The organism is Streptomyces sp. NPDC029159 (genome assembly GCF_055564055.1).
This window is the reverse complement of record NZ_JBVHWT010000005.1, coordinates 36,759-62,842: the sequence shown is the minus strand read 5'-3', so window position 1 is coordinate 62,842 and position 26,084 is coordinate 36,759. Positions and strand designations below refer to the sequence as shown.

Annotated in this window: 23 protein-coding genes; 3 read left to right on the top strand and 20 right to left on the bottom strand. The window is 71.5% G+C overall.

All coding sequences use genetic code 11. The features are described 5' to 3' along the window. Positions 1-92: 92 nt before the first annotated feature. From aroQ to rpsD, 11 genes are all read right to left on the bottom strand, one after another. Complete coding sequence (gene aroQ, locus ACZ4U4_RS12500) at positions 93-533, bottom strand: type II 3-dehydroquinate dehydratase (RefSeq protein ID WP_467872280.1); 441 nt, start codon at positions 531-533, stop codon at positions 93-95. 73 nt (positions 534-606) lie between these two features. Next, positions 607-1,698, bottom strand: coding sequence for a 3-dehydroquinate synthase (aroB, locus tag ACZ4U4_RS12495; protein ID WP_467872277.1), 1,092 nt, complete (start codon positions 1,696-1,698; stop codon positions 607-609). Beyond that, a complete protein-coding gene (locus tag ACZ4U4_RS12490) occupies positions 1,695-2,249 on the bottom strand; it encodes a shikimate kinase (protein WP_467872275.1) in 555 nt (184 codons plus the stop codon). Before ACZ4U4_RS12490 ends, aroB begins: the two co-directional genes overlap by 4 nt. Continuing rightward, entirely contained in the window at positions 2,246-3,430 is a 1,185-nt protein-coding gene (gene aroC / locus ACZ4U4_RS12485; protein ID WP_467872272.1) for a chorismate synthase, read from the bottom strand. Before aroC ends, ACZ4U4_RS12490 begins: the two co-directional genes overlap by 4 nt. Positions 3,431-3,541: 111 nt before the next feature. After that, positions 3,542-4,387: a shikimate dehydrogenase gene (locus ACZ4U4_RS12480; protein ID WP_467872269.1), complete on the bottom strand. Its 846-nt coding sequence runs from the start codon at positions 4,385-4,387 to the stop codon at positions 3,542-3,544. Further along, entirely contained in the window at positions 4,380-6,182 is a 1,803-nt protein-coding gene (gene mltG / locus ACZ4U4_RS12475) for an endolytic transglycosylase MltG (RefSeq protein ID WP_467872266.1), read from the bottom strand. Before mltG ends, ACZ4U4_RS12480 begins: the two co-directional genes overlap by 8 nt. Before the next feature lie 120 nt (positions 6,183-6,302). Beyond that, entirely contained in the window at positions 6,303-6,767 is a 465-nt protein-coding gene (gene ruvX / locus ACZ4U4_RS12470; protein ID WP_030278556.1) for a Holliday junction resolvase RuvX, read from the bottom strand. A gap of 13 nt (positions 6,768-6,780) precedes the next feature. Beyond that, on the bottom strand, positions 6,781-9,450 hold the full coding sequence (gene alaS / locus ACZ4U4_RS12465) for an alanine--tRNA ligase (protein ID WP_467872263.1): 2,670 nt from the start codon (positions 9,448-9,450) through the stop codon (positions 6,781-6,783). After that, positions 9,450-9,797, bottom strand: coding sequence for a DUF6167 family protein (locus ACZ4U4_RS12460; RefSeq protein ID WP_467872260.1), 348 nt, complete (start codon positions 9,795-9,797; stop codon positions 9,450-9,452). The genes alaS and ACZ4U4_RS12460 overlap by 1 nt, the downstream gene beginning before the upstream one ends. A gap of 8 nt (positions 9,798-9,805) precedes the next feature. Further along, positions 9,806-10,240, bottom strand: coding sequence for a DUF948 domain-containing protein (locus ACZ4U4_RS12455; protein WP_467872257.1), 435 nt, complete (start codon positions 10,238-10,240; stop codon positions 9,806-9,808). Positions 10,241-10,536: 296 nt separating this feature from the next. After that, the gene (gene rpsD, locus ACZ4U4_RS12450; RefSeq protein WP_030278547.1) at positions 10,537-11,148 is read right to left on the bottom strand and encodes a 30S ribosomal protein S4; all 612 of its coding nucleotides are present in this window, start codon (positions 11,146-11,148) and stop codon (positions 10,537-10,539) included. A gap of 182 nt (positions 11,149-11,330) precedes the next feature. On the opposite strand from rpsD, the gene ACZ4U4_RS12445 reads away from it, so the two are divergent. After that, on the top strand, positions 11,331-12,086 hold the full coding sequence (locus tag ACZ4U4_RS12445) for a DUF2470 domain-containing protein (RefSeq protein ID WP_467873106.1): 756 nt from the start codon (positions 11,331-11,333) through the stop codon (positions 12,084-12,086). A 52-nt stretch (positions 12,087-12,138) separates the two neighbouring features. On the opposite strand, the gene ACZ4U4_RS12440 is transcribed toward ACZ4U4_RS12445, so the two are convergent. The 4 genes from ACZ4U4_RS12440 to ACZ4U4_RS12425 form a co-directional block, all read right to left on the bottom strand. Next, entirely contained in the window at positions 12,139-13,500 is a 1,362-nt protein-coding gene (locus ACZ4U4_RS12440) for a replication-associated recombination protein A (RefSeq protein ID WP_467872254.1), read from the bottom strand. Positions 13,501-13,591: 91 nt separating this feature from the next. Then, positions 13,592-14,233 carry a vitamin K epoxide reductase family protein gene (locus ACZ4U4_RS12435; protein ID WP_467872252.1) on the bottom strand — a complete coding sequence of 214 codons (642 nt, stop codon included), beginning with the start codon at positions 14,231-14,233 and terminating at the stop codon, positions 13,592-13,594. 377 nt (positions 14,234-14,610) lie between these two features. Further along, positions 14,611-15,873, bottom strand: coding sequence for a histidine--tRNA ligase (gene hisS / locus ACZ4U4_RS12430; RefSeq protein WP_467872249.1), 1,263 nt, complete (start codon positions 15,871-15,873; stop codon positions 14,611-14,613). Between the two features lie 11 nt (positions 15,874-15,884). Beyond that, complete coding sequence (locus ACZ4U4_RS12425) at positions 15,885-16,598, bottom strand: MBL fold metallo-hydrolase (RefSeq protein ID WP_467872246.1); 714 nt, start codon at positions 16,596-16,598, stop codon at positions 15,885-15,887. Positions 16,599-16,808: 210 nt separating this feature from the next. Between ACZ4U4_RS12425 and ACZ4U4_RS12420 the strand changes: the two genes are divergently transcribed. Both ACZ4U4_RS12420 and ACZ4U4_RS12415 read left to right on the top strand, forming a co-directional pair. After that, positions 16,809-17,633: a peptidylprolyl isomerase gene (locus tag ACZ4U4_RS12420; RefSeq protein ID WP_467872243.1), complete on the top strand. Its 825-nt coding sequence runs from the start codon at positions 16,809-16,811 to the stop codon at positions 17,631-17,633. Positions 17,634-17,851: 218 nt separating this feature from the next. Further along, positions 17,852-19,081 carry a DUF349 domain-containing protein gene (locus tag ACZ4U4_RS12415; RefSeq protein WP_467872240.1) on the top strand — a complete coding sequence of 410 codons (1,230 nt, stop codon included), beginning with the start codon at positions 17,852-17,854 and terminating at the stop codon, positions 19,079-19,081. 77 nt (positions 19,082-19,158) lie between these two features. Here ACZ4U4_RS12415 and ACZ4U4_RS12410 read toward each other — a convergent pair whose 3' ends face one another. The 5 genes from ACZ4U4_RS12410 to yajC form a co-directional block, all read right to left on the bottom strand. Next, positions 19,159-21,774, bottom strand: a complete 2,616-nt coding sequence (locus ACZ4U4_RS12410; RefSeq protein ID WP_467872237.1) for a RelA/SpoT family protein — start codon at positions 21,772-21,774, stop codon at positions 19,159-19,161. 197 nt (positions 21,775-21,971) lie between these two features. Continuing rightward, positions 21,972-22,520, bottom strand: a complete 549-nt coding sequence (locus ACZ4U4_RS12405) for an adenine phosphoribosyltransferase (RefSeq protein WP_467872235.1) — start codon at positions 22,518-22,520, stop codon at positions 21,972-21,974. Continuing rightward, complete coding sequence (gene secF, locus ACZ4U4_RS12400; protein ID WP_467872232.1) at positions 22,517-23,629, bottom strand: protein translocase subunit SecF; 1,113 nt, start codon at positions 23,627-23,629, stop codon at positions 22,517-22,519. The genes ACZ4U4_RS12405 and secF overlap by 4 nt, the downstream gene beginning before the upstream one ends. Before the next feature lies 1 nt (position 23,630). Continuing rightward, positions 23,631-25,409: a protein translocase subunit SecD gene (gene secD, locus ACZ4U4_RS12395; protein WP_467872230.1), complete on the bottom strand. Its 1,779-nt coding sequence runs from the start codon at positions 25,407-25,409 to the stop codon at positions 23,631-23,633. Between the two features lie 147 nt (positions 25,410-25,556). After that, the gene (gene yajC / locus ACZ4U4_RS12390) at positions 25,557-26,057 is read right to left on the bottom strand and encodes a preprotein translocase subunit YajC (protein ID WP_467872228.1); all 501 of its coding nucleotides are present in this window, start codon (positions 26,055-26,057) and stop codon (positions 25,557-25,559) included. Between the last annotated feature and the right edge of the window lie 27 nt (positions 26,058-26,084).

Sequence of the window (26,084 nt, the reverse complement as noted above, 5' to 3'; positions counted from 1 at the left end):
GGGAAGTGCCTCGTCGGGTCGGGCCGGGGCTTTCCGGACACGCCCCGGCCCGGACCGGGTCCGCGGCGGCGCGGACCCGGTCCGGGCAACAGTCAGCCGTTCAGTTCCTCGGCGACCGCGCGCAGCGCCAGCCGGTACGAGCCGATGCCGAAACCGGCGACCGTACCGCTGGCCACCGCCGCGAGGACCGAGTTGTGGCGGAACTCCTCGCGGGCGTACGGGTTCGAGATGTGCACCTCGACCAGCGGGGCGGTGCGCTGCGCCGCCGCGTCCCGCATGGCGTACGAGTAGTGCGTGAACGCGCCGGGGTTGATGACCACCGGGATCGCGCCGTCCGCGGCCTCGTGCAGCCAGCGGACCAGTTCGCCCTCGTCGTTGGTCTCCCGCACCTCGGGGTCCAGGCCCAGCTCTTTGCCGAGCCGGGCGCACTCCGCGACCAGCCCCGCGTAGGAGGTGGCGCCGTAGACGTCCGGCTCGCGGGAGCCGAGGCGGCCGAGGTTGGGGCCGTTGAGGACCAGCACCCGGCGGCTCATGCCCATCCCTCGCTCTGCTCGGCCCGGCCTACGCCGGGGACGCACCTCTTGACGGTCTTCTCGCTCCGCTCGTTCATGCGGCGATCTCCGCGTGCGCGGCGAGCAGCATGGCCGGGTCCGGGCCCTCCAGGACGGTGGGCCGGGCCAGACCGTCGAGGACGATGAAGCGGAGCCGGTCGCCGCGGGACTTCTTGTCGACCTTCATGGTCTCCAGCAGCTTGGGCCACTGGTCGCCGCGGTAGGTCAGCGGCAGGCCGACGGCGGCCAGCACCGCGCGGTGGCGGTCGGCGGTCGCGTCGTCCAACCGCCCGGCGATCCGGCCGAGTTCGGCGGCGAAGACCATGCCGACGGAGACGGCCGCGCCGTGGCGCCAGTTGTACCGCTCGTTCTTCTCGATGGCGTGGGCCAGGGTGTGGCCGTAGTTGAGGATCTCCCGCAGACCGGATTCCTTGAGGTCGGCGGAGACCACCTCGGCCTTGACCCGGATCGCCCGCTCGATCAGCTCCTGGGTGTGCGGCCCGTCGGGGCGCTTGGCGGCCTCCGGGTCGCTCTCGATCAGGTCGAGGATGCCGGGGTCCGCGATGAACCCGGCCTTGATGACCTCGGCGAGCCCGGAGACGTAGTCGTGGACCGGCAGCGAGTCGAGCGCCGCGAGGTCGCAGAGGACCCCGGCCGGCGGGTGGAACGCGCCGACGAGGTTCTTGCCCTCGGCGGTGTTGATGCCGGTCTTGCCGCCGACGGCCGCGTCCACCATGCCCAGGACGGTGGTCGGCACCGCGATCCAGCGCACCCCGCGCAGCCAGGTGGCCGCGACGAAGCCCGCGAGGTCGGTGGTGGCGCCGCCGCCGACGCCGACGATGACGTCGCTGCGGGTGAAGCCGGTCTGGCCGAGCGCCTTCCAGCAGTACGCGGCGACCTCGACGGTCTTGGACTCCTCCGCGTTCGGCAGCTGGACCGCGATGGCCTCGAAGCCCTGGGCCGCCAGGTCCTCGCGCAGCGCCTCACCGGTGGCGGCCAGCGCCTCGGGGTGCAGCACGGCGACCCGCTTCACTCCCTCACCGATCAGGCCGGGCAGCTCGCCCAGCAGCTGCCGTCCGACGAGCACGTCATACGGTTCGCTGCCCGCCGTACCGCCGACGTGGATACGGGTGGCCTGCTCCGTCATGCCTCTTCCTTCCTGCGGGCGGCGCGCGGGTCCTCGCCCGCGGCCCGCCCCGGCTCCAGTGCGTCGAGGACCGCCTCGGCGACGTCCTCGGGGGTACGGCCGCCGGTGCTGACCACGGCGGACGCGACCTCGGTGTACAGCGGGCGGCGGGCCTCCATCAGCTCGCGCCAGCGCTGGCGCGGGTTGACCGCGAGCAGCGGCCGCGGGGCGTCCAGGCCGACCCGCTTGACCGCGTCGGCCAGCGCGACGTCCAGGAAGACCACCGGCAACCCGCGCAGCAGCGCCCGCGTCGAGTCGTCCATGATCGCGCCGCCGCCGAGGGAGAGCACCCCCGCGTGCTCGGCGACGGCGGCACGGACCGCCGCCCGCTCCAGCTCGCGGAAGTGCGGTTCGCCCTCGTCGATGAAGATCTCCGCGATCGGCTTGCCGGCCGTGGCGACGATGTCGGCGTCGGTGTCGCGGTAGCCGACGCCGAGCCGTTCGGCGAGGAGTGCGCCCACCGTCGACTTGCCCGCGCCGGGCGGGCCGACGAGGACGGCGCGCGGCGTCACTTGATCGCCAGGTTGTCGAGGTACGCGCGGACGTTGCGGCGGGTCTCCGGCACGCTGTCGCCGCCGAACTTCTCGACCACCGCGTCCGCCAGGACCAGCGCCACCATCGCCTCGGCGACGATGCCGGCGGCCGGCACCGCGCAGACGTCCGAGCGCTGGTGGTGCGCCTTGGTCGCCTCGCCGGTGGTGACGTCGACCGTGGCCAGCGCCCGCGGGACCGTCGCGATGGGCTTCATCGCGGCCCGCACCCGCAGCAGTTCACCGGTGGTCAGACCGCCCTCGGTGCCGCCGGAGCGGCCGGAGGAGCGGCGGATGCCGTCCTCGGTGGCGACGATCTCGTCATGCGCCTGGGAGCCGGGCACCCGCGCCAGGTCGAAGCCGTCGCCGACCTCGACGCCCTTGATCGCCTGGATGCCCATGAGCGCACCGGCCAGCCGGGCGTCCAGCCGCCGGTCCCAGTGGACGTGCGAGCCGAGGCCGACCGGCACGCCGTACGCCAGGACCTCGACGACGCCGCCGAGGGTGTCGCCGTCCTTGTGGGCCTGGTCGATCTCCGCGACCATCGCCTTGCTCGCGTCCGCGTCCAGGCAGCGCACCGGGTCCGCGTCCAGCTTCTCGACGTCGGCGGGGGTCGGCACGACGCCGTACGGGGCCTTCGCCGCCGCCAGCTCCACCACGTGCGAGACGATCTCGATCCCGGCGGTCTCCTTGAGGAAGGAGCGGGCCACCGCGCCGAGCGCGACCCGGGCGGCGGTCTCCCGCGCCGAGGCGCGCTCCAGGACCGGGCGGGCCTCGTCGAAGCCGTACTTCTGCATCCCGGCGAGGTCGGCGTGGCCGGGGCGCGGCCGGGTCAGCGGGGCGTTGCGGGCCAGGTCGGCCAGGACCGCCTCGTCCACCGGGTCGGCCGCCATGACCTGCTCCCACTTGGGCCACTCGGTGTTGCCGACCATCACGGCGACGGGCGAGCCGAGCGAGAGGCCGTGGCGGACGCCGCCGAGGAAGGTGACCTCGTCCCGTTCGAACTTCATCCGGGCACCGCGGCCGTAGCCGAGCCGACGCCTGGCCAGCGCGTCCGCCACCAGATCGGTGGTGATCGGGACGCCGGCCGGGAGGCCCTCCAACGTCGCCACCAGTGCGGGGCCGTGCGACTCCCCCGCCGTCAGCCAGCGCAACCTGCTCAACGGTGCTCCTTTTGTCCTGCTCCTGCGCCTACGTCTACTCCCCCGATCCTCCCACGTCACGGCGGGCCGACGGCGCCGCGTCCAGGGAACGGACCGGGTGGCCGCGACGGGTCAGCGGGCGCCGAGGGCCCGCTCGCCCGCCGCACGCATCGCGGCCAGCGGCGCGGGGGCGCACCCGGTCATCAACTCGACCTGGAGGACCGCCTGGTGCACCAGCAGGTCGAGGCCGCCGACGACCGCGCCGCCACGGGCCGACCAGGCGGCCGCCAGCGCGGTGGGCCAGGGCTCGTACAGCACGTCGAAGAGGGTGCCGGGCGTCTCGGGGACGGCGATGGCCAGCGCGTCGGTGGTGCCCGCCGGGGTCGTGGCGACGACCAGCGGGGCGTCGAACGCCTCGGCCGCCTCCTCCCAGGGCACGGTGGTGACCGCGACGCCCAGACGCTCGCCCCAGCCGCGCATCTCGGCGGCGCGCGCGGCGCTGCGGACGTACGCGGTGACCTCGCCGGTGCAGATCTGGGCGAGCGCGGCGAGCGCCGAGGAGGCGGTGGCACCGGCGCCGAGGACGGCGGCGCGTTCGACCCGGGTCACCCCGCGTTCGCGCAGCGCCGCGACCATGCCGGGGATGTCGGTGTTGTCGCCGGTGCGGCGCCCGTCGTCGGTGAGGACGACGGTGTTGACGGCCTCGACCGAGGCGGCGGTGGCGCTGATGCCGTCCAGCAGCGGGATGATCGCGCGCTTGAGCGGCATGGTCAGCGAGAGTCCGGCCCAGCTCGCGTCCAGCTTCTCCATGAAGGCGGGCAGCGCCGCCTCGTCGATGTCGAAGCGGCCGTACTCCCAGCCGTCCAGGCCGAGTTCCCGGTAGGCGGCCCGGTGCAGGGCCGGGGAGAGGGAGTGGGCGATCGGCGATCCCAGAACCGCCGCCTGCTTGCTGTCCGACACTGCCTTGCCCTCAGCCATTCTGCTTCGCTGCCTGCTGCCGTTCGTTGAACTTCTGCACGAGCTTGTTGTGGTCCGTGAGATTGGTGGTGAAGTCGGTCTTCTTTCCGTCGACGGAGATGAAGAAGAGCCACTTCTGGGAGTTGTCCGGGTTGATCGCCGCCTTCAGCGCATCGGCGCCCGGATTACCGATCGGCCCCGGCGGGAGACCACGGTAGAAGTACGTGTTGTAGGGATCGTTGTAACTCCGGATCTCGCCGATCCCGATATTGATCTTGCTCTGGTTCTTCAAGTAGTTGTACGTCGAGTCGAATTCGAGCTTCGGGGTGACGCCCGCATTGCTCGGATCGAGCCGGTTGTAGATGACCGCGGCCATCTTGCGGAAGTCCTCGTGGGTCATACCCTCCGCCTGCGTGAGGCTGGCGACACTCAGCAACTGGAGCGGGGATTCGAGGTGATACTTCTTCGCATTCGCCACCATGTTGTAGCGGGCGTACTCCTGATCGGCCCGCGCCACCATCTGTTTCAGCACGTCAGTGGGGGTGGCATGGCCGCCCACGTTGTACGTCGAGGGGTAGAGGAACCCTTCGAGCGGGTCTTTTATCTCCGAGGAGTCGTTGGCCCAGGAAGGCAGTCCGAGACTCTTGAGATTCTTCTCGGCGGCGTCCTTCGTGGTGCCGGATTTCACCCGGAGCTTCTTGTCTATGAGGTCGTAGACCGCACCGGCCCGCAGACCCTCCTGAACCGTCAGGCCGTTACGGCTCTTCGGGTCCAGCATCAGCTCCACGGCGGACGCCGCCGACATGTGGTGGCGCATCGAATAACTGCCGGGCTGGAGCCCGGAGCCCTTCGGATTCTCCCCCGCCGCGGCGGTGAAGGCGTCCACGCTCTTGACGACGCCTTCCTTCTTGAGGATCTGCCCCATTTGCTGGAGCGGCGCACCGTCCGGAATCTCCACCTGGAGCGCGCCGGAGCCCTCGCCCGCGAAATCCGGGGGGCTGGCGATACGGCTCTCGTAGAAGCGGTAGCCGACGTATCCGGCGCCGCCGACACCGGCGGCGACCACCACGGCAATGAGGAAGCGGGCACAGCCGCCCCGGCGCTTGGTCTTCTTGCCGCGGCCCTCGTGACCGGAGCGGTCGTCGGCCGCGCGGTCGTCCTCGTCGTCCGTGTCCGGCCGGTCGTCCGCCGGGTCGTCGGCGAAGAACGCATGGTCGGGGTCGGGCTCCCGCCCGCCGTCCCGCTGCCAGTCGTCCTCCGGCCCGTCCGTACGGGGCGCCGCCTGCGGGACCGGTCCCTGGTCGTGCGGCGGATACGGCTGCTGGTGCGGCTCACCGTACGCCGGATCCTGCGGGTAGCCCGGCTCGTACGGGTACTGCTGCTCCTGCGGATACCCCGGCTGACCTGGGTATCCCTGGCCCTGCGGGTATCCCGGGTCGTGCGGGTACTGCGGTTCTGCGGGGTAGCGCCGGTCCTGCGGGTACTGCTCGTACGGCCCCTGGTCGTAGGGGCCGCCCGGGTTCTGGGCGTACCCCTGCGGCTCGTACGGGGACGGATAACCGGCGGGTGCGGCGTACGGATCGGCGTAGGGGCCGGTCAACGGGTCGTGCGGCTGCTGGGTGCCGTACGGGTCGTACGGCGCACCGCCGGATGCGGCGCCGTCCCAGCCGCCGTCGTACCGCGGAGGGGCCGGGGCGGTGCCCCGGCCACCCCACGAAGGGCGCTGCGCGTGCCCTCCGTAGGACCCCTGGTCTCCGTAGAGCGGGTCCTCGGGATGCCACGGTTCGGAGCGGTAGCCCCGGCCATACTCGGTCATCGATCCCCTTGAGCCGAGAGGCGGGCGCGCTCCTGTCCAGCGCTGATGTGGTACCGACCCGCCTCTACCTGCGCGGCTTTCCTCAGCCGCGTCGCATCGCGGAACGTTACCGTACTGCCATCAGATGACCACTCGGATGCATTCCCCCGGAGCCCGGCCCGAGGTCCGTTCCGTCTCCAGCGCGCTCTGCAGGATCACCACCGCGGCCGCCTGATCGACGACCGAGCGGCCCTTCTTGCTGCGCACCCCGGAGGCCCGCAGCCCTTGTGCGGCGGTCACCGTGGACATCCGCTCGTCGACCAGGCGTACCTCGATCGGGGCGATGTTCCCGGCCAGTACCTGGGCGAAGGCCCGGACCTTCGCCGCGGCGGGCCCCTCTCCCCCATTCAGGGAACGCGGGAGCCCGACGACGACCTCCAGCGGCTCGTACTCCTCGACGATCGCCTTGAGGCGACGGTGCGCCGCCGGGACGTCCCGCCCGGGAACCGTCTCGACCGGGGTGGCGAGGACCCCGTCGGGGTCGCACGAGGCGACCCCGATCCGGGCGTCCCCGACGTCCACGGCGATGCGCCGACCGCGTCGAATCTCACTCACGCGCTCAGGCCACCTCGGCGACAAGCCGCTCGACGGCTTCCAGCGCCTCGGGCACGGCCGCGGCGTTCTGGCCACCGCCCTGGGCGACGTCCGGCTTGCCGCCGCCGCCACCACCGAGGGTCTTGGCGGCGGTACGGACCAGGTCACCGGCCTTGATGCCGCGCTCGCGGGCGGCGTCGTTGGTGGCGATGACCGTGACCGGGCGGCCATTGGCCACCGAGAACAGCGCCACGACGGCGGCGCGGTCGCCGGGGATCCGGCCACGGACGTCCAGGACGAGCTTGCGCAGATCGTCGGCGGAGGTGCCGTCGGGGACCTGGGCGGCGGCGAGGGCCACCCCGCGGATGTCCTTGGCCTCGGCGGCGAGACCGGCGGCGGCCTGGAGGACCTTCTCCGCGCGGTACTTCTCGATCTCCTTCTCGGCGTCCTTCAGCTTGGCGAGAACACCGGAGATCTTCTCGGGCAGCTCGTCCGGACGGCCCTTGACCAGCTCCGTCAGCTGCGAGACGACGGTGTGCTCGCGGGCGAGGAACTTGTACGCGTCGACGCCGACGAGGGCCTCGACCCGGCGCACACCGGAGCCGATCGACGACTCGCCCAGCAGCTTCACCAGGCCCAGCTGGGCGGTGTTGTGGACGTGCGTACCGCCGCACAGCTCCTTGGAGAAGTCACCGATGGTGACGACGCGCACGCGGTCGCCGTACTTCTCGCCGAACTCCGCGATGGCGCCCTGCTTCTTGGCGTCCTCCATGCTCATGACCTCGGCGTGCACATCCAGCTCACGCGAGAGCACTTCGTTGATCTTCTGCTCGACGTCGGTGAGCACGGCGCCGGGCACGGCGGCCGGCGAGCCGAAGTCGAAGCGGAAGCGGCCCGGGGAGTTCTCCGAACCGGCCTGGGCGGCGGTCGGGCCCAGGGCGTCACGCAGCGCCTGGTGGGTGAGGTGGGTGGCGCTGTGGGCGCGGGCGATGGCACGGCGGCGGGTCACATCGATCGCGGCGTAGGCGCCGGAGCCGACCACGACCTCGCCGACCTGGACGACGCCCTTGTGGACCACGACACCGGGGACCGGCTTCTGGACGTCGCGGACCTCGACGACGGCGCCGGACTCCAGCTTGATCCGGCCGGTGTCGGCGAGCTGGCCGCCGCCCTCGGCGTAGAAGGGGGTGCGGTCCAGGACGATCTCGACCTCGTCGCCCTCGTGGGCGACGGGCGACGAGACGCCGCCCACCAGCAGACCGACGATGGTGGACTCGCCCTCGGTGGCGCGGTAGCCGGTGAACTCGGTGGCGCCGGAGGCGTCCGCGACGGCGCGGTAGGCGGAGAGGTCGGCGTGGCCGTGCTTCTTGGCCTGGGCGTCGGCCTTGGCGCGCTCCCGCTGCTCCTTCATCAGGCGGCGGAAGCCGTCCTCGTCCACGGTCAGGCCCTGCTCGGCGGCCATCTCCAGGGTGAGGTCGATCGGGAAGCCCCAGGTGTCGTGGAGCAGGAACGCCTTGTCGCCGGCGAGGACGGTGCCGCCGGCGGCCTTGGTGTCGGTGACGGCGGTGTCGAGGATGTTGGTGCCGGCCTTCAGCGTCTTGAGGAAGGCGGCCTCCTCGGCGAGGGCGACGGTCTCGATGCGGCGACGGTCCTCCAGCAGCTCCGGGTACTGCTGGCCCATCGTCTTGATGACGGTGTCCAGCAGCTCGGCGACGACCGGGCCGGTGGCGCCGAGCAGGCGCATGTTGCGGATGGCGCGGCGCATGATGCGGCGCAGGACGTAGCCGCGGCCCTCGTTGCCCGGGGTGACGCCGTCCCCGATGAGCATCGTGGAGGTGCGCATGTGGTCGGCGACGACGCGGAGCGAGACATCGGTGTCGTCGGAGGCGCCGTAGCGGACGCCGGTCAGCTCGGTGGCCTTGTCGATGACGACACGCAGGGTGTCGGTCTCGTACATGTTGCGGACGTCCTGGAGGATCATCGCCAGGCGTTCCAGGCCGAGGCCGGTGTCGATGTTCTTGCTGGGCAGCTCGCCGAGGATCTCGAAGTCCTCCTTGCCGATGCCCGCGCCCCGCTCGTACTGCATGAAGACGAGGTTCCAGATCTCGACGTACCGCTCGTCGTTGACGGCCGGGCCGCCCTCGACGCCGAACTCCGGGCCGCGGTCGTAGTTGATCTCGGAGCACGGTCCGCAGGGGCCGGGGACGCCCATGGACCAGTAGTTCTCCTTCTTGCCCAGGCGCTGGATGCGCTCCTTGGGCACGCCGACGACCTCGTGCCAGATGCGCTCGGCCTCGTCGTCGTCGAGGTAGACGGTGATCCAGAGCTTCTCCGGGTCGAGGCCGTAGCCGCCGTCCTCCTGGGAGCTGGTCAGCAGCTCCCAGGCGTTCTTGATGGCGCCTTCCTTGAAGTAGTCGCCGAAGGAGAAGTTGCCGCACATCTGGAAGAACGTGCCGTGGCGGGTGGTCTTGCCGACCTCTTCGATGTCGGGGGTGCGCACGCACTTCTGCACGCTGGTGGCGCGCGGCCACGGCGGCTTGACCTCGCCGAGGAAGTACGGCTTGAACGGCACCATGCCCGCGGGGACCAGCAGCAGCGTCGGGTCGTCCGCGATGAGCGACGCCGACGGCACGACGGTGTGCCCGCGCTCCTCGAAGAAGCGCAGCCAGCGGCGGCGGATTTCAGCCGACTCCATCAGTGGTCCTCATTTCCAGTCGGTCCGGCGATCCCGGACGGTCCGGTCGCTCTCGTGGTGGGGTGGGGCGTTTCGAGCACCGCGCGGGAGCGCGGTACGGGCAGTTCGCGGGCGTCACCGGGCGCGGTCAGGCCCAGCGCTTCGTGCAACTGTTCCTCACGGTCCGCCATTCCCGTGCGGACGTCCAGCGCGAAGCGGCGCAGCCGGTGGCCGGTCTCGACGGCCTTCTCCCCGGCCTGCGCGGCGAGGCTGTCGGGCTGCAGCCGGCGCAGCTTGCGGTTGACCTTGGTGGTGGCCCAGACGCCGGCGGCGGCGCCGGTGGTGAACCAGAATGCGCGGCGGAACATCGCGGTGATCAGTCCTTGGAGCGACGGTTGCGGCGCGCGCCGCGGCGGGCGCCGGGGAGGGTACGGCCGACGACGACGGTGCGCTCGGGCTCCGGCGCGCCCTTCTTCCCGATCGCGCGGCGTACGCCGTAGCCGAAGGCGGCGACCTTGACCAGCGGTCCGCCGAAGGCGGAGGAGACGGTCGAGGAGAGCGCGGAGGCGTTGGCGGTGACCTCCTGCACGTCGGAGGCGATGGCGTCGACGCGGGCGAGCTGGGTGTGCGCCGAGCGGACCGTCGCGGACGCGTCGGCGAGCAGCGGAACGGCCTGGTCGGAGACCTCGGCCACCATCTTCGTCGTCGCCTTGAGCGTCTGCGCGAGCCTCACCAGTACGAGGGCGAGGAACGACACGAGAATCGCCCAGAAGACGGCGACCAGGATCCCCGCCACCTCTCCACCGGTCACGCTGGCACCACTCTCCGACACTCTCCGACACCGCCGCCGCGAGGGGCGTCCGCACTGTCCCGCTCCGGCTTCCGTCCTGCTCGAACGGCACCCTTGACCCTATCGCGCCGGGACGGCCCGGCCGACCGGATTTGCGGTCGGCGGACGGGGCCGAAGGCAGGGTGACCGGCCGATTGTACGGTCCGGACGGCCACCGCCCCGGCCCCGCCGCCGGGAACGGCAACGGCCCGCCGCACCGCCCCCGCGAGCTGCGGGGAGGGTCGGCGGGCCGGAAGGTGCCGGTGGCTACGCCTGGCTCAGCGGGCGTAGTACTCGACGACGAGCTGCTCGTCGCAGATCACCGGGATCTCCTTGCGGTTGGGGTCCCGGTCGAGGCGGAACGCCAGCGCCTGGAGGTTGACCTCCAGGTAGCGGGGGGTCTCGCCGTCGGGGGCGTAGCCGCCCTCGCGCGCCACCTGGAAGGGGTGCTTCTCGCGGCTGCGCTCGCGGACCATCACGACGTCGCCGGGGCGGACGCGGAAGGAGGGCTTGTCGACCTTGCGGTCGTTCACGGCGATGTGGCCGTGGACGACCATCTGGCGCGCCTGGTAGATCGTGCGGGCGATGCCCGAACGCAGGACGAGCGCGTCCAGACGGCGCTCCAGCTCGACGATGAGGGCTTCGCCCGTCTTGCCTTCGACCTTCCGAGCGCGGTCGTAGGCACGCGCCATCTGGCGCTCGCTGATGTCGTACTGCGCACGCAGACGCTGCTTCTCGAGCAGACGGACCTTGTAGTCACTGTTCTGCTTGCGGCCACGGCCGTGCTCGCCGGGCGGGTAGGGACGGGCCTCGAAGTACTTGACGGCCTTCGGCGTCAGGGCGATACCGAGCGCGCGGGACTTCTTGACCTTGGGACGCGACTGGTTCACGTGGAACGGACCTCCATGTAAGTTAGGTGAGGCTTACCTTAGCGCGAGGAGAACGCATGTTTCGACCTGGGATCCCCCTGCCCGATGCCGCTCAGGGCACCGAGGCGGGTCAGCCGCGTCCCGTGGAAGACGCCCGGCCATCGGCGGCCGAGCGCGTACGCACCCTCGTCGAATCCAATGGTATGGGTTCGCTGAGCATTCCCGGAGTCGAGGACCCCGACCCCAGCGGACTCTCGGCACCGGTCTGCCGGACCGTGCACCCCGAGGGAGACCTGCTGTTGCTGGCTCCTGGCGACTCCGCGGCCGCCCGCGCCGCCGCATACGCCCAGGACGACGACCTGGCAGCCGTGATGGAGATCACCGATGTCGCGCCGGTTTCCGTACCCCACCGGGTCCGCGGCCGCGCCTGGGTGGCGGGCTGGCTCACTCCCGTACGCAACGACGACCGCGCCCGCTGTGCGGCGCTGCTCGCCGAGCGCCACCCCGTCGGTGAGCTGCTCGGGATCGGTGAGGCCGTCCAGCCGGAGCCGGCGCCTGGCATCCCCGGGCGGGCCGGATGGCTGATGCTCCGGCTGGAGGTCGGCGAATGCGCGGTGGACGACCTGTGGGGCGCCGAGGCCGTCGAGCCGGAGGAGTTCGCCGCGGCCGCGCCCGATCCGCTCGTCGCCCACGAGGCCGAGCTGCTGCAGCATCTGCACGCCGCGCACGGACCGCAGGTCCGCGGGTTGTGCGGGCTGCTCGGCGAGCGGAGCGCCACGGTGTGCGGCGCCCGCGACGAGGCCACGCCGGTGGCCCTGGACCGCTTCGGGCTGCGGGTGCGCTTCACCGGCGCCGGGAAGGCGCCGTTCGATGCGCGCTTCGACTTCCCCGAGCCCGTCCGCGACGTCGCCGAGCTGCGGCGCGCGATGCACACGCTCTTCGAGGCCGCGGAGGGGTGACGGCCGGGGGCCCGGCGCCGCCGGCTGACGCCGCGGCCGGACCGCCCCGCCCTCAGCTCTCCGCGGAGCCGCCGTGCAGCCGCGCGCGGACCCGGTCGGCGACATCGGCGTACCGCGCCTCGGCGCCGTGCCGGGTCGGGGAGTAGTACCGCTTGCCGTGCACCGCGTCCGGGGCGTACTGCTGGGCCGCGATGCCGCCGGGAAGATCGTGCGGGTACTGATAGCCCTTGCCGTGGCCCAGCTTCTCGGCGCCCTTGTAGTGGCCGTCGCGCAGATGCGGCGGGACGGGACCGGCCTGACCTGCGCGGACGTCGGCGAGCGCGGCGTCTATCGCCAGGTAGGCGGCGTTGGACTTGGGGGCCAGGGCGAGCGCGATGGTGGCCTGGCTCAGCGTGATCCGGGCCTCCGGGAAGCCGATCAGGGCGACCGCCTGCGCCGCGGCCACCGCCGTCTGCAGCGCGGACGGATCGGCCAGCCCGATGTCCTCGCTCGCCGAGATCATCAGCCGCCGCGCGATGAACCGCGGGTCCTCCCCCGCCTCGATCATGCGCGCCAGATAGTGCAGCGCGGCATCGACGTCGGAGCCGCGGATGGATTTGATGAGCGCGCTGGCGACGTCGTAGTGCTGATCGCCGTCCCGGTCGTACTTCACCGCGGCGCGGTCGACCGACTCCTCCAGCGTCCGGAGGGTGATCTCCGCCTCGCCCTTGGCCAGCGCCGAGCCCGCGCCCGCCTCCAGCGCCGTCAGCGCGCGCCGGGCGTCGCCGCCGGCGATCCGCAGCAGATGCGCCTCGGTGTCCTCGGGCAGCGTCACCGCACCGCCCAACCCGCGCCCCGAGGTCAGCGCCCGGCTCAGCAGGCCGCGCAGATCGTCGTCGGTCAGCGGCTCCAGGGTGAGCAGCAGCGAGCGGGAGAGCAGCGGGGAGATCACCGAGAAGTACGGATTCTCGGTGGTGGCGGCGATCAGGGTGACCCAGCGGTTCTCCACCGCGGGGAGCAGGGAGTCCTGCTGGGCCTTGCTGAAGCGGTGGATCTCGTCGAGGAAGAGGACGGTCTCCTTGCCGAAGCCGCCCGAGGCGCGGCGCGCACCGTCGATGACCGCCCGCACCTCCTTGACGCCCGCGGTGATCGCCGACAGCTCCACGAACCGCTTGTTGGTCGCCTGGCTGACGACGTACGCGAGGGTGGTCTTGCCGATGCCGGGCGGGCCCCAGAGAAAGACCGAGGACGGGCCCGCGGGCCCGCCGCTGCCTTCTCCTACGAGCCGCCGCAGCGGCGACCCCGGATTGAGCAGATGCTGCTGGCCCACGACCTCGTCGAGGGTGCGCGGGCGCATCCGTACGGCGAGCGGGGACCCCGCGGGGTCCTTCTCCTGACGGTCTTCGGCGGCGGCGGTGAACAGGTCGGGCTCCACGCTCACGAGCCTATGTCACCCCACTGACAACGCCGCCCGGCCACCGGTCCACGCGGGATCGGCGGCCGGGCGGCCCCGGGCACGGAGGTGGTCAGAGCAGCGACGACCAGTACGACCACCAGCGGGTGAGGATCAGCAGCCCGATGGTGCCGTACCAGAGCACCGGGACGACCCAGTGGAACTCCAGCACCACGCTGCGCAGTCCGGCGGGCACCGGGATGATGCGGTGCTTGATGTTGTGGACGGTGGTGTACCAGAACATCAGGAGCGTGGCGCACCAGGTGAGCGTGCACCACAGGCACAGGGCGTTGATGTGGTACAGCGACTGCGTCATCAGCCACATGCAGAACACCGTGCCCAGCAGGGTGCCGATGTTGAGGCCGACCCAGTAGAAGCGGCGGTAGCGCGCGCCCGCCAGGAGACCGACGCCGATCGCGACGACCACGGGGAACGCGAGCATCCCGGCCATCGGGTTCGGGAATCCGAAGACCTCGGCCTGGGCGCTCTGCATCACGCTGCCGCAGGAGATGATCGGGTTGAAGCTGCACGCGGGCTTGAAGTTGGGGTCCTTCAGCAGCTCGATCTTGTCGGTCGTGATGACCCACGACGCCAGGATGCCCAGCGCACCGGTGATCACCAGCAGCCAGGAGAGTCCGCGGCCCGCCCCGATGGTGCCGCCGTCGCCGTCGCGGTCGTCATCGGTGGACACGTCGTCAAGCGCTGTCGTCGTCATATCGCGGTTCCGTCGATCCCTTGTGGGGTGGGGTGGACAAGCGGGCCCGCGGGCAGCGGCCGCGTCCACATTCTGCCCCACCGACCGTGCGTGCCACCGTTCGAAGGACATAAAGAGGAACGTCTGCGAGGCCGTACCGACCGGTCCCCACGGGCCCCGGCACCGCCCGCGTCACCGCACCGAACGGCCCCCAACAGCACTGTCGCCGCCCTGCGCGCCGCGCCTTCCCGCCGTGGGCACGGTACGCACCGATCAGGAGGGTGAACGGCCGGGAGCGGCCTTGACGCGGGCGGCCGCCCCGGAAACGGAACGGGGCCGGAGCCGGGCCGCCCGAAGGTGCCCGCCCCGGCCCCGTCCGGCCGTCCCGTCGCGGAGGGTCAGCCCAGCGTGCGCCGGACCTCGTCGACCACCGCGTCCAGCGGCACGGCGGTCTGCTCGCCGCTCTCCAGGTTCTTCAGCTGGACGACGCCCTCGGCCAGATCGCGCTCACCGGCGACCAGCGCCAGCCGGGCGCCGGAGCGGTTCGCCGACTTCATGGCGTTCTTCAGGCCCTTGCCGCCGAAGGCGAAGTCCGTCGCGATCCCGGCCTTGCGCAACGCGGTGACCTGGCCGAACAGCACCCGGCGGGCCTCCTCGCCGAGCGGGACGGCGTAGACCGCGGTGGCCGCCGGGATGTCGAGCGTGACGCCCTCCGCCTCCAGCGCCAGCACCGTACGGTCGACGCCGAGGGCCCAGCCGACGGACGGCAGCGCCGGGCCGCCGATCATCTCGGAGAGACCGTCGTAGCGGCCGCCGCCGCCCACCGCGGACTGCGAGCCGAGGCCGTCGTGGACGAACTCGAAGGTGGTGCGGGTGTAGTAGTCAAGACCGCGCACCAGGTTGGCGTCGTCCTCGAAGGCGACGCCCGCCGTCGTCAGCAGCTCGCGGACCTGCTCGTGGTACGCCTTGCACGCCTCGCAGAGGTAGTCGCCGAGCGCCGGGGCGCCGGTCAGCTGCTTGCGGACGGACTCCCGCTTGTCGTCGAGGACGCGCAGCGGGTTGATGTCGACGCGGCGGCGGGTGTCGTCGTCCAGATCGAGGCCGCGCAGGAACTCCTGGAGGGCGGCGCGGTAGACCGGGCGGCACTCCTTGTCGCCGAGCGAGTTGAGCAGGATGCGGAAGTTGCGCAGCCCCAGTGAGCGGTACGCCTGGTCGGCAAGGATGATCAGCTCGGCGTCGAGCGCCGGGTCCTCCGCGCCGATGGCCTCCGCGCCGACCTGTGAGAAGTGGCGGTAGCGGCCCTTCTGCGGACGCTCGTAGCGGTAGTACGAACCGGAGTACCAGAGCTTGACGGGGAGGTTGCCGCCCTTGTGGAGGTTGGCCTCCAGGGCCGCGCGCAGTACGGAGGCGGTGCCCTCGGGGCGCAGCGCGAGCCGGTCGCCGCCCTTGGTCTCGAAGGCGTACATCTCCTTGGTCACGATGTCGGTGGACTCACCGACGCCGCGGGCGAACAGCTCGACGTTCTCGAAGCCGGGCGTCTCGATGTAGCCGTAGCCGGAGTTGCGCAGCGGCGCGGAGATCGCCTCGCGGACCGCGAGGTAGGTCGCGGAATTGGGGGGAAGCAGGTCGTACGTGCCCTTGGGGGCCTGAAAGGTGCTCACGGAAAGTCTCGTCACATTCCTCGTCGCGGAGGGGCGGTGGTGCCCTCTCCGAGGCCGGCGGCCAGCTCCCGCAGATAGGGGTTGCCGGCGCGCTCGCGGCCGATGGTGGTCTGGGGGCCGTGGCCGGACAGGACGACGGTCGAGTCCTCCAGCGGCAGGCACACGCGCGCCAGCGACCGCAGGATCTCGGCGTGGTCGCCGCCCGGCAGATCGGTGCGTCCGATGGAGCCGGCGAACAGCAGGTCGCCCGAGAAGAAGACCGGCGGGATGTCCGCCTGCTCGGGCATCCGGAAGGTCACCGACCCCTTGGTATGGCCCGGTGCGTGGGCGACGGAGAAGTCCATCCCGGCCAGCTGAAGGGTGCTGCCATCCGTCAGCTCCTTGACGTCGTCCGGCTCCCCCACCGTCAGTTCGCCCATGAGCGGGGCACCGATGGCCCGGCCGAGGGCCTTCTCCGGATCGCTCATCATGTAGCGGTCCTCGGGGTGGATCCAGGCGGGTACGTCATGCGCACCGCACACCGGGACGACCGAGGCGACGTGGTCGATGTGGCCGTGGGTGAGGACGACAGCGACGGGCTTGAGGCGGTGCTTGGCGACCGCCTCCTCGACGCCCTGTGCGGCGCGGTGGCCCGGGTCGATGATCACGCACTCCTCGCCGGCGGCGGGGGCGACCAGATAGCAGTTGGTCCCCCAGGCCCCGGCGGGGAACCCGGCAATCAGCACGTTCGTCCTTAAAGGTCGTGGGGTCGGGCTCGCGCAGGCGGCCGCTCCCGGAACAACTCGGCAGCTCCAGAGCCTACCGGCGCACCTGTGGCGGCGGCGAACCCGTATACGGTACGGCCACGGCCCACGACCTGGGGTGCCGAGACCTTCGCCCCAGCTCGTCACCCGAGCGACCGAGCGCGGCACGCAGTGCAGGACAGGAGACGACCGGTGGTCAGCAGCGATCAGCGACGGCGGCAGCTCGCCAGGGAGAAGTACGCGCGCCAGCAGCAGCGGCGTGCCGAGGCCCGGCACAAGGCCAAACGCCGCAACGTCATCATCGCGGGTGTGCTCGCCGTGGTCCTCGCCGCGGGCGGTGCCGCGTACGCCACCGCCGGGCTGGCCGCCGGCGATCAGGACGACGCGGCGGCCGCCGCCGCTCCCACGAAGCCGGCCGACCCGTGCGCGCGTCCGGAGAAGGGCGCGGCGTCGAAGAAGACGTGGAAGAAGGAGCCGGAGATGTCCGTGGACACCTCCGCGAAGTACACCGCGAAGCTGCGGACCACCTGCGGTGAGATCGATCTGCAGCTGGACGCCGCGAAGGCGCCGCACACGGTGAACTCCTTCGCCTTCCTCGCGAAGCAGGGCTACTTCGACCACAGCCGCTGCCACCGACTCGTGGACTCCGGCATCTACGTCCTGCAGTGCGGCGACCCGTCGGGCACCGGCCGCGGCACCCCCGGCTACACGATCCCGGACGAGAATCTGAAGGACCCGCGGATCAAGGACGACGTCTACCCGGCGGGCACGGTCGCGATGGCCAACCGCTACAACGGCAAGGACGACAAGACCCGCAACACCGGCGGCAGTCAGTTCTTCCTCGTCTACCAGGACAGCAAACTGCCGCCCAACTACACGCCGTTCGGCAAGATCACCGGCGGCACCGACGTGCTGAAGAAGATCACCGACGCCGGTTCTTCGCCCGATCCCCAGACCGGCGACACCGCGCCGAACGCCACCGTCGTCATCAACCGCGCGACGGTCACCGCCTCCTAGGAAGACCGCGGGCCGGTGGAATTCGGTCGTGCTGGATGCGGACAGCCGACCGCCGGGTCGCCTAGATTGGCGTATGTGGAGGGTGCCTGCTCCGACGGCCGGCCCCTCTCCCGCAAGACAGCCCGTCGGACCGGCCGGGGCGCAGCCCCGGCGGACAGAAACTGTGGACGACGCCGGGGGGCCGCACGCCCTCGTCGGTGTCATGTGGAGGAGGCGCTGTGAGCAGCGACCCATGGGGCCGCGTCGATGAGACGGGGACCGTGTACGTGCGTACCGCCGATGGCGAGCAGGTCGTCGGATCGTGGCAGGCGGGAACCCCCGAGGAGGCTCTCGCCTACTTCGAGCGCAAGTACGAGGGCCTGGTCGTCGAGATCGGCCTCCTGGAACGCCGGGTCAAGACCACCGACCTGTCGGCGAAGGACGCGACGGCCGCGATCGACCATCTGCGCCGGCAGGTCGACGAGCACCACGCGGTGGGTGACCTGGAAGCGCTGAGGAAGCGGCTCGACGCGCTGGTCGCCACCGTCGACGCGCGGCGCGAGGAGCGCAAGGCGCAGAAGGCGAAGCAGAGCGACGAGGCCCGCCAGGCCAAGGAGAAGCTGGTCGCCGAGGCCGAGGAGCTGGCCGCCAGCGAGCAGTGGCGGGCGGCGGGTGAGCGGCTGCGCGCGCTGGTCGACACCTGGAAGGGCCTGCCGCGGCTGGACCGCAAGGCCGACGACGAGCTGTGGCACCGCTTCTCGCACGCCCGCTCGGCGTTCTCCAAGCGGCGCAAGGCGCACTTCGCGTCGCTGGACGCGCAGCGCGAGGAGGCCCGCAAGGTCAAGGAGAAGCTGGTCGCCGAGGCGCAGGCGCTGTCGAACTCGACGGACTGGGGGGCGACCGCCGCCCGGTACCGCGAGCTGATGACGGACTGGAAGGCCGCGGGCCGCGCCCAGCGCGAGCACGAGGACGACCTGTGGAACCGCTTCCGCGGTGCGCAGGACGTCTTCTTCCAGGCGCGCAGTGAGGTGTTCGCCGAGCGCGACGCCGAGCAGCGGGAGAACCTGACCCGCAAGGAGGAGCTGGCCGCCGAGGCGGAGAAGCTGCTGCCGGTCACCGACCTCAAGGCGGCGCGGGCCGCGTTCCGTTCGGTCAACGAGCGATGGGAGGCCATCGGGCACGTCCCACGGGACGCCCGCCCGAAGATCGAGGGCCGGATGCACGCCGTCGAGCGCGCCATCCAGGACGCCGAGGAGGCCGAGTGGCGGCGGACGAACCCGGAGGCGCGGGCCCGGGCCGCGGGCCTGACGGGTCAGCTGCAGGACGCGGTCGACAAGCTGGAGAAGCAGATCGAGACCGCGCGCGCGGCCGGTAACACCGCCAAGGCCGACAAGCTCGGCCGGGAGCTGGCGGGCCGCAAGGCACTGCTCGACCAGGCACTGAAGGGCCTGGAGGAGTTCGGCGGCTGAGCCCCGGCCAGGTGAGGCAAGAACCCCCGCTCGGACCTTCGGGACCGGGCGGGGGTTCTTCTGTGTCGGCGTCCGGCTCAGGGCCGTCGTGCGGAGGTCACGCGGTACACGTCGTAGACGCCCTCCACACCGCGGACCGCCTTCAGGACGTGGCCCAGATGCTTGGGGTCGCCCATCTCGAAGGTGAAGCGGGAGGTGGCGACGCGGTCGCGGGAGGTCTGGACGGCCGCGGAGAGGATGTTGACGTGCTGGTCGGACAGGACGCGGGTGACGTCCGACAGCAGCCGGGAGCGGTCCAGCGCCTCCACCTGGATCGCGACGAGGAAGACGGAGGACTGGGTGGGCGCCCACTCGACCTCCAGGATCCGCTCCGGCTGCCGGGAGAGGGAGTCGACGTTGACGCAGTCGGCGCGGTGAACCGATACGCCACTGCCGCGCGTGACGAACCCGATGATCGGGTCGCCCGGCACCGGCGTGCAGCAGCGCGCCAGCTTCACCCAGACGTCGTCGACGCCCTTGACCACCACACCGGGATCCGCGCTGGAGCGCCGCTTGGAGCGCCGGATCGGGGTGGACTCGGCGATGTCCTCGGTCGCCTCGTCCTGCCCGCCGAGCGCCTGCACCAGCTTCTGGACGACGCTCTGGGCGGCGACATGGCCCTCGCCGATCGCCGCGTAGAGCGAGGAGATGTCCGGGTAGCGCATCTCGTGCGCGAGGGTGACCAGCGAGTCGCCGGTCAGGATGCGCTGGATCGGGAGGTTCTGCTTGCGCATGGCGCGGGCGATGGAGTCCTTGCCCTGCTCGATCGCCTCGTCGCGGCGCTCCTTGGAGAACCACGCGCGGATCTTGTTGCGGGCGCGCGGGGACTTGACGAAGCCCAGCCAGTCCCGCGACGGACCGGCGCCGGTCGCCTTGGAGGTGAAGACCTCCACCAGATCGCCGTTGTCCAGCGTCGATTCGAGCGGTACGAGCCGCCCGTTGACGCGGGCCCCTATCGTGCGGTGGCCGACCTCGGTGTGGACGGCGTACGCGAAGTCGACGGGGGTGGCACCGGCGGGCAGCGCTATGACGTCGCCCTTCGGGGTGAAGACGAAGACCTCGTTGCGGGAGAGGTCGAAACGGAGCGACTCCAGGAACTCGCCCGGGTCCTCGGTCTCCTTCTGCCAGTCGAGCAGCTGCCGCAGCCAGGCCATGTCGTTGACGGTGTCGCCCTTGCCGCCCGCGCCCTTGGGCACGTCGGTGCGGACCTTGGAGGCGCCCGCGACGGCCTCCTGCTTGTACTTCCAGTGCGCGGCGATGCCGTACTCGGCGCGGCGGTGCATGTCGAAGGTGCGGATCTGCAGCTCGACGGGCTTGCCCGCGGGGCCGATGACCGTCGTGTGCAGCGACTGGTACATGTTGAACTTCGGCATCGCGATGTAGTCCTTGAACCGGCCGGGGACCGGATTCCATCGCGCGTGGACGGTGCCGAGCGCCGCGTAGCAGTCGCGGACGGTGTCCACGAGGACGCGGATGCCCACCAGGTCGTAGATCTCCGCGAAGTCCCGGCCGCGGACGATCATCTTCTGGTAGACGCTGTAGTAGTGCTTGGGGCGGCCGGTGACGGTGGCCTTGATGCGGGCGGCGCGCAGATCGGCCTGGACCTCGTCGGTCACTATGGCCAGGTACTCGTCGCGCTTGGGGGCCCGCTCGGCGACGAGGCGGACGATCTCGTCGTACATCTTGGGGTAGAGGATCGCGAAGGCGAGGTCCTCCAGCTCCCACTTGATGGTGTTCATGCCCAGCCGGTGCGCCAGCGGGGCGTAGATCTCCAGCGTCTCGCGGGCCTTCTTCTCCTGCTTCTCCCGCTTGAGGTAGCGCATGGTGCGCATGTTGTGCAGGCGGTCGGCGAGCTTGATGACGAGGACGCGCGGGTCCTTGGCCATCGCCACGACCATCTTGCGGACGGTCTCGGCCTGCGCCGCCTCGCCGAATTTCACGCGGTCGAGCTTGGTGACGCCGTCGACGAGCAGCGCGACCTGGTCGCCGAAGTCGCGGCGCAGGGTGTCGAGGCCGTACTCGGTGTCCTCGACGGTGTCGTGCAGCAGCCCGGCCATGAGGGTGGCCGGATCCATGCCCAGCTCGGCGAGGATCGTGGTCACCGCGAGCGGGTGGGTGATGTACGGATCGCCGCTCTTGCGCTTCTGGCCGCGGTGCCAGCGCTCGGCGACCTGGTAGGCCCGCTCGATCTGCCGGAGCGTGGCCGCCTCGATCTTGGGGTCGTTGCTCCGCACCACGCGCAGCAGCGGCTCCAGGACCGGGTTGTACGGGCTGGAGCGCTGCACGCCGAGGCGGGCGAGGCGGGCGCGGACACGGCTGGAGGAGCCGGAGCGCCCGGCGGCCGCGGGCGGCGCCGGTTTGGCGACCGAGGTCGGCGTGGGCCGGACGGCCGGGGGCCGCGGCGTGGCCGGTTCGGGGGCTTGCGGCCGGGCGGCGGGCCCGGTGGACGGCTGCTGCTCGGGGGCGTCCGGCCGTGCTCCGCCACCGGCGGGGGACGTACCGGGCCCGGGCGCGGCTCCGTCGCGGGTGGCGTCCCGGTGTTCGGGCTGCGCACCCGCGGGGCCTGCGGCCCGCGGCTTCGGCTCGTTCCCCGACGTGTCGGGGGACCCCGCCGGACGCGGCCGGGGGGAGAGCGGCTGGGCCTCGTCTGGCAAGAGCACTCCTCAAGTGGTTCCGGACCACAAGGCCACGATCGCGCCACGACCGGGCCGGGATGCCATCGTATCGGCCCGGCCGCCTGTCCTCTCCTGCGACGGTGACCACGGTCACCACAGGGGACACGGCAACGGCGCCGGGGCGCCCGGGGAGGTGCTCCCGGACGGCCCCGGCGCCGTGGTGGTGCCGGACCGGCTCAGACCGTGACCAGGGCCTCCAGCGGAGCGCCCTTCAGCGTGGACTCCAGCCGCTTGCGGCCTTCCAGGAAGCCCAGCTCCATCAGGACCGCCAGGCCCGCGACCTCGGCGCCCGCGCGCCGCACCAGCTGGAGCGAGGCGTCGGCGGTGCCGCCGGTGGCGAGTACGTCGTCGATGACCAGGACCCGGTCGCCGGGCTCCAGCGCATCGGCGTGGATCTCGATCTCGGCCCGGCCGTACTCCAGGTCGTACGTCTGGCCCAGGGTGGTGCCGGGCAGCTTGCCGGCCTTGCGGACCGGGACGAAGCCGACGCCGGCGCGGACGGCGGCGGGGGCGGCCAGTATGAAGCCGCGCGCCTCCAGACCGGCGATCTTGTCCGCGCGGTGGCGTACGCACAGCTCGGCCAGGGCGTCGGTGAGCGCCCCGAACGCGTCGGGGTCCGCCAGCAGCGGGGTGATGTCCTTGAACACCACACCCGGCTGCGGGTAGTCCGGCACATCGGTGATCCGGCTGAGCAGCAGCTCGCGCAGGGCCGCGGGGGCGGTCATCGGCGCTTGCCCGACGTACGGCCGCGGCCTCGGTTACGGGCGGCGGGCTGCGAGCGGGGGCCGACGAGACCGGCCGCGGCCGGGTCGTCACCGGCCGGCTCGGGGTCGCCGTCCTGCTGCGCCCGCTCCGCCTCCTTGGCGGCGGAGGCGCGCTTGGCCTTGACCCGCTTGGCCAGCGCCTTCATCTGCGGCTCGCTGCTCTTCAGGTCGGCGACCAGCGGGGTCGCGATGAAGATCGAGGAGTACGCACCGGCGGCGAGGCCGACGAAGAGGGCGAGGGAGATGTCGTTGAGCATCCCGGCGCCCAGCACACCGCCGCCGACGAAGAGCAGACCGGCGACCGGCAGCAGCGCGACGACGGTGGTGTTGATCGAGCGGACCAGTGTGCCGTTGATCGAGCGGTTGGCGACCTCGCTGTAGGTGAAGCGGGTCTGCTTGGTGATGTCCTTGGACGCTTCCTTGAGGCTGTCGAAGACGACGACCGTGTCGTAGAGGGAGTATCCGAGGATGGTGAGCAGACCGATCACGGTGCCCGGGGTGACCTCGAAGCCGACCAGCGCGTAGACGCCGACGGTGATCGTCAGGTCGTGGATCAGCGCGATCAGGGCGGCGAGTGCCATCCGCCACTCGAAGGCGATGGCGAGGTAGATGACCACGAGGACCATGAAGATCCCCAGGCCCAGCCACGCCTTGTTGGCGATCTCCTCGCCCCAGCTCGGGCCGACGAGCTGGGTGTTGATCTCCTTGACCGGGACCTTCAGGTCCTCGGCCAGCTTCTCCTGGACCGGGACGGCCTGCTTGGTGTCCAGCTCGCTGATCTGGATGCGCAGGGCGCCGCCGCCGAGCTTCTGCACCATGGCCTGGTGGCCGCCGGAGGCGGACTCGGCCATGTGCTGCGCCTCGGAGGAGGAGACGGAGGTCTTCGGCGTCGTGAGGACCGCGCCGCCGGAGAACTCGATGCCCATGTTCAGACCGCGCACCGCCAGGCCGACGAGGGCCGTGATGGTGATGAGGATCGAGATGCCGTACCAGATCTTCCGCTTGCCGATGAAGTCGTAGCCGACCTCACCGCGGTAGAGCCGGGCGCCGAGGTTGCCGAGCTTGGACATCTCACGCCTCCTTCGTCTGGGTGGGGGCGGCGGTGCGACGGCGGCGCAGCGGCGGCCTGGCGCCCAGGCGCCGCGGGTCGAGACCGGACCAGGGATGGCCGTCGGCGAAGAACTTGCGGCGGGCCAGCAGCGTCATCAGCGGCTTGGTGAAGAAGAACACCACGACGACGTCGAGGAGCGTGGTCAGACCGAGGGTGAACGCGAAGCCCTGGACCTTGCCGACGGTGACGATGAAGAGCACCGCGGCGGCCAGGAACGACACGAAGTCGGAGACCAGGATCGTCCGGCGGGCACGCGGCCAGCCGCGCTCGACGGCCGGTCGCAGCGAACGGCCCTCGCGGATCTCGTCCCGGATGCGCTCGAAGTAGACGATGAACGAGTCGGCGGTGATACCGATGGCGACGATGGCGCCGCAGACCGCCGGAAGGTTCAGCGCGAACCCGATGGTGGGGCCGAGCAGCGTCATGATCGTGTACGTCAGGACCGCCGAGACGCCGAGGCTGGCCAGGGCGACCAGCGCCAGGCCGCGGTAGTAGGCGACGAGGTAGATGATGACGAGGGCGAGGCCGATCGCACCGGCGATCAGACCGGCGTGCAGCTGCTCACCGCCGAGCGCCGCGGTGACCGTCGTCTCGTCGGCGATCTTGAAGGAGAGCGGCAGGGCGCCGTAGGACAGCATGTTGCCGAGGTCCTCGGCGGTCTGCTGGGTGAAGCCGCCGGAGATGGTGGCGCTGCCGCCGTTGAGCCGCTGGCTGACGCGCGGGTCGGAGACGACCGCACCGTCCAGGACGATCGCGAACTGGTTCTGCGGCTGGGCCTTGGTGGCCAGCTGGCCGGTGATGTCCGCGAACTTCTTGCCGCCGTTGGAGGTGAAGTCCATCTGGACGATCCAGCCCTGGCCGGTCTGACCGTCGAAGACCGCCTTGGCGCTCTTGACGTCGGTGCCCTCGACGCCGACCGGGCCGAGCACGTACTTCTGCGAGCCGTCGTCCTTGCAGGCCACGACCGGGTCGCTCGGCTTGGCACCGGCGGCCTTCTCACCGGCGAGCGCACGGCTCTGCTTGCTGGAGCAGTCCAGCGCGGCGAGCTGCTTCTGGAGCGCCGCGGGGATGCCGGCCCCGCCCGGGACGGGCGGCGTCGCGGGCGTCTGGGGCTTCTGCGTGGCGGACCCGCCGGGCGTGGGGTCCTTCTTCAGGGCGTCCGTGGCGGCGCGGCCCTGGGTGGTGGCGCTCGCGGTGGGCTTCGGGTCGTCGCCCGCCTTGCCGTCCGCGGCCTTGTCACCGGGCTTCGCGTCCTTGCCGCCGGTGTCCTTGCCACCCTGCTTGCCGCCCGCCGAGGGGGTACCGGACGGCTGCTCGGGGGTCTTGCCGCCCGCGGTGGTGGTGAGCACCGGGCGGAAGCCGAGCTGGGCGGTGGTGCCGACCTGCTGGCGGGACTGCTTCGCGTCCGTCCCCTTGGGGATGTTCACGATGATGTGGTTGGTGCCCTGGGTCTGGACCTCGGACTCGGTCACGCCCAGACCGTTGACGCGCCGCTCCATGATGTCGGCGGCGGTCTTCATGTTGGTCTCGTTGATCGCGTTGGGCTTGCCCGGCTGGTTCTGGGCCTGGAGCGTGAAGCTGGTGCCGCCCGCCAGGTCGATGCCCAGCCGGGGCGTCATCGTGCCGGAGTAGAACATGCCTCCGACGAGCGCCACCATGGCGATCAGGATGAGGACCAGGGTGCGCCCCGGCTTGCCCTGGCCGGCCGGCGCCCTGCGGCCCTTCTTCGGTGCTGCCACCTTCTCGTTTCTCCCTGTCCAACCGCTCGGCCGGGAGTGCTGCCGAGCGGCCACGAAGTGTTGTGGGGACGTGCCCCCGCCGGAGCCTAGACGGTCACGGAACCGCGGCGCCCGCAGCGGGGCGCATCGCGGTTCCGTGTAACGGGGCTACTTCGCGTCGGCGTCGCCGGACTTCTTCTCCTCGGCGGACGCGTCCTTGCCCTCGGTGGCGGCCGGGGCCTCGTCGGCGGGCTTCTCGTCGGCCTCGGGCTTGTCGGAGGCCGCGGCGTCACCCTTGCCGAGGTCGATCTTGTCGGACTTCTCACCCGAACCGGTGGCGCTGTCATCACCGGTCAGCGAGGAGATGTCGTCGGGCACGACCGGGTCGGCGCCGTCGATGATCCGGTTGTACTCCTCGTCCGCGAGGACCGCGCCGACGGCGTTCTTCGCGTACACGGCGTGCACGCCGGGGGCCACCTCGAGGAGGACCGTCTCGTCGTGGATCTCCTTGACGGTCGCGTACATGCCCCCGATCGTCCGGACACCGGTGCCCGGCTGCATCTCGTTGCGCATCTGCTCGGCCGCCTGCTGCTTCTTCTTGGCGGACCGGGTCATCAGGAACATGGCCCCGATGAGGACGATGAAGGGGAGGAGAGTCACGGTACTCACGGGACAGAAATCCTTCGCACGACCGCT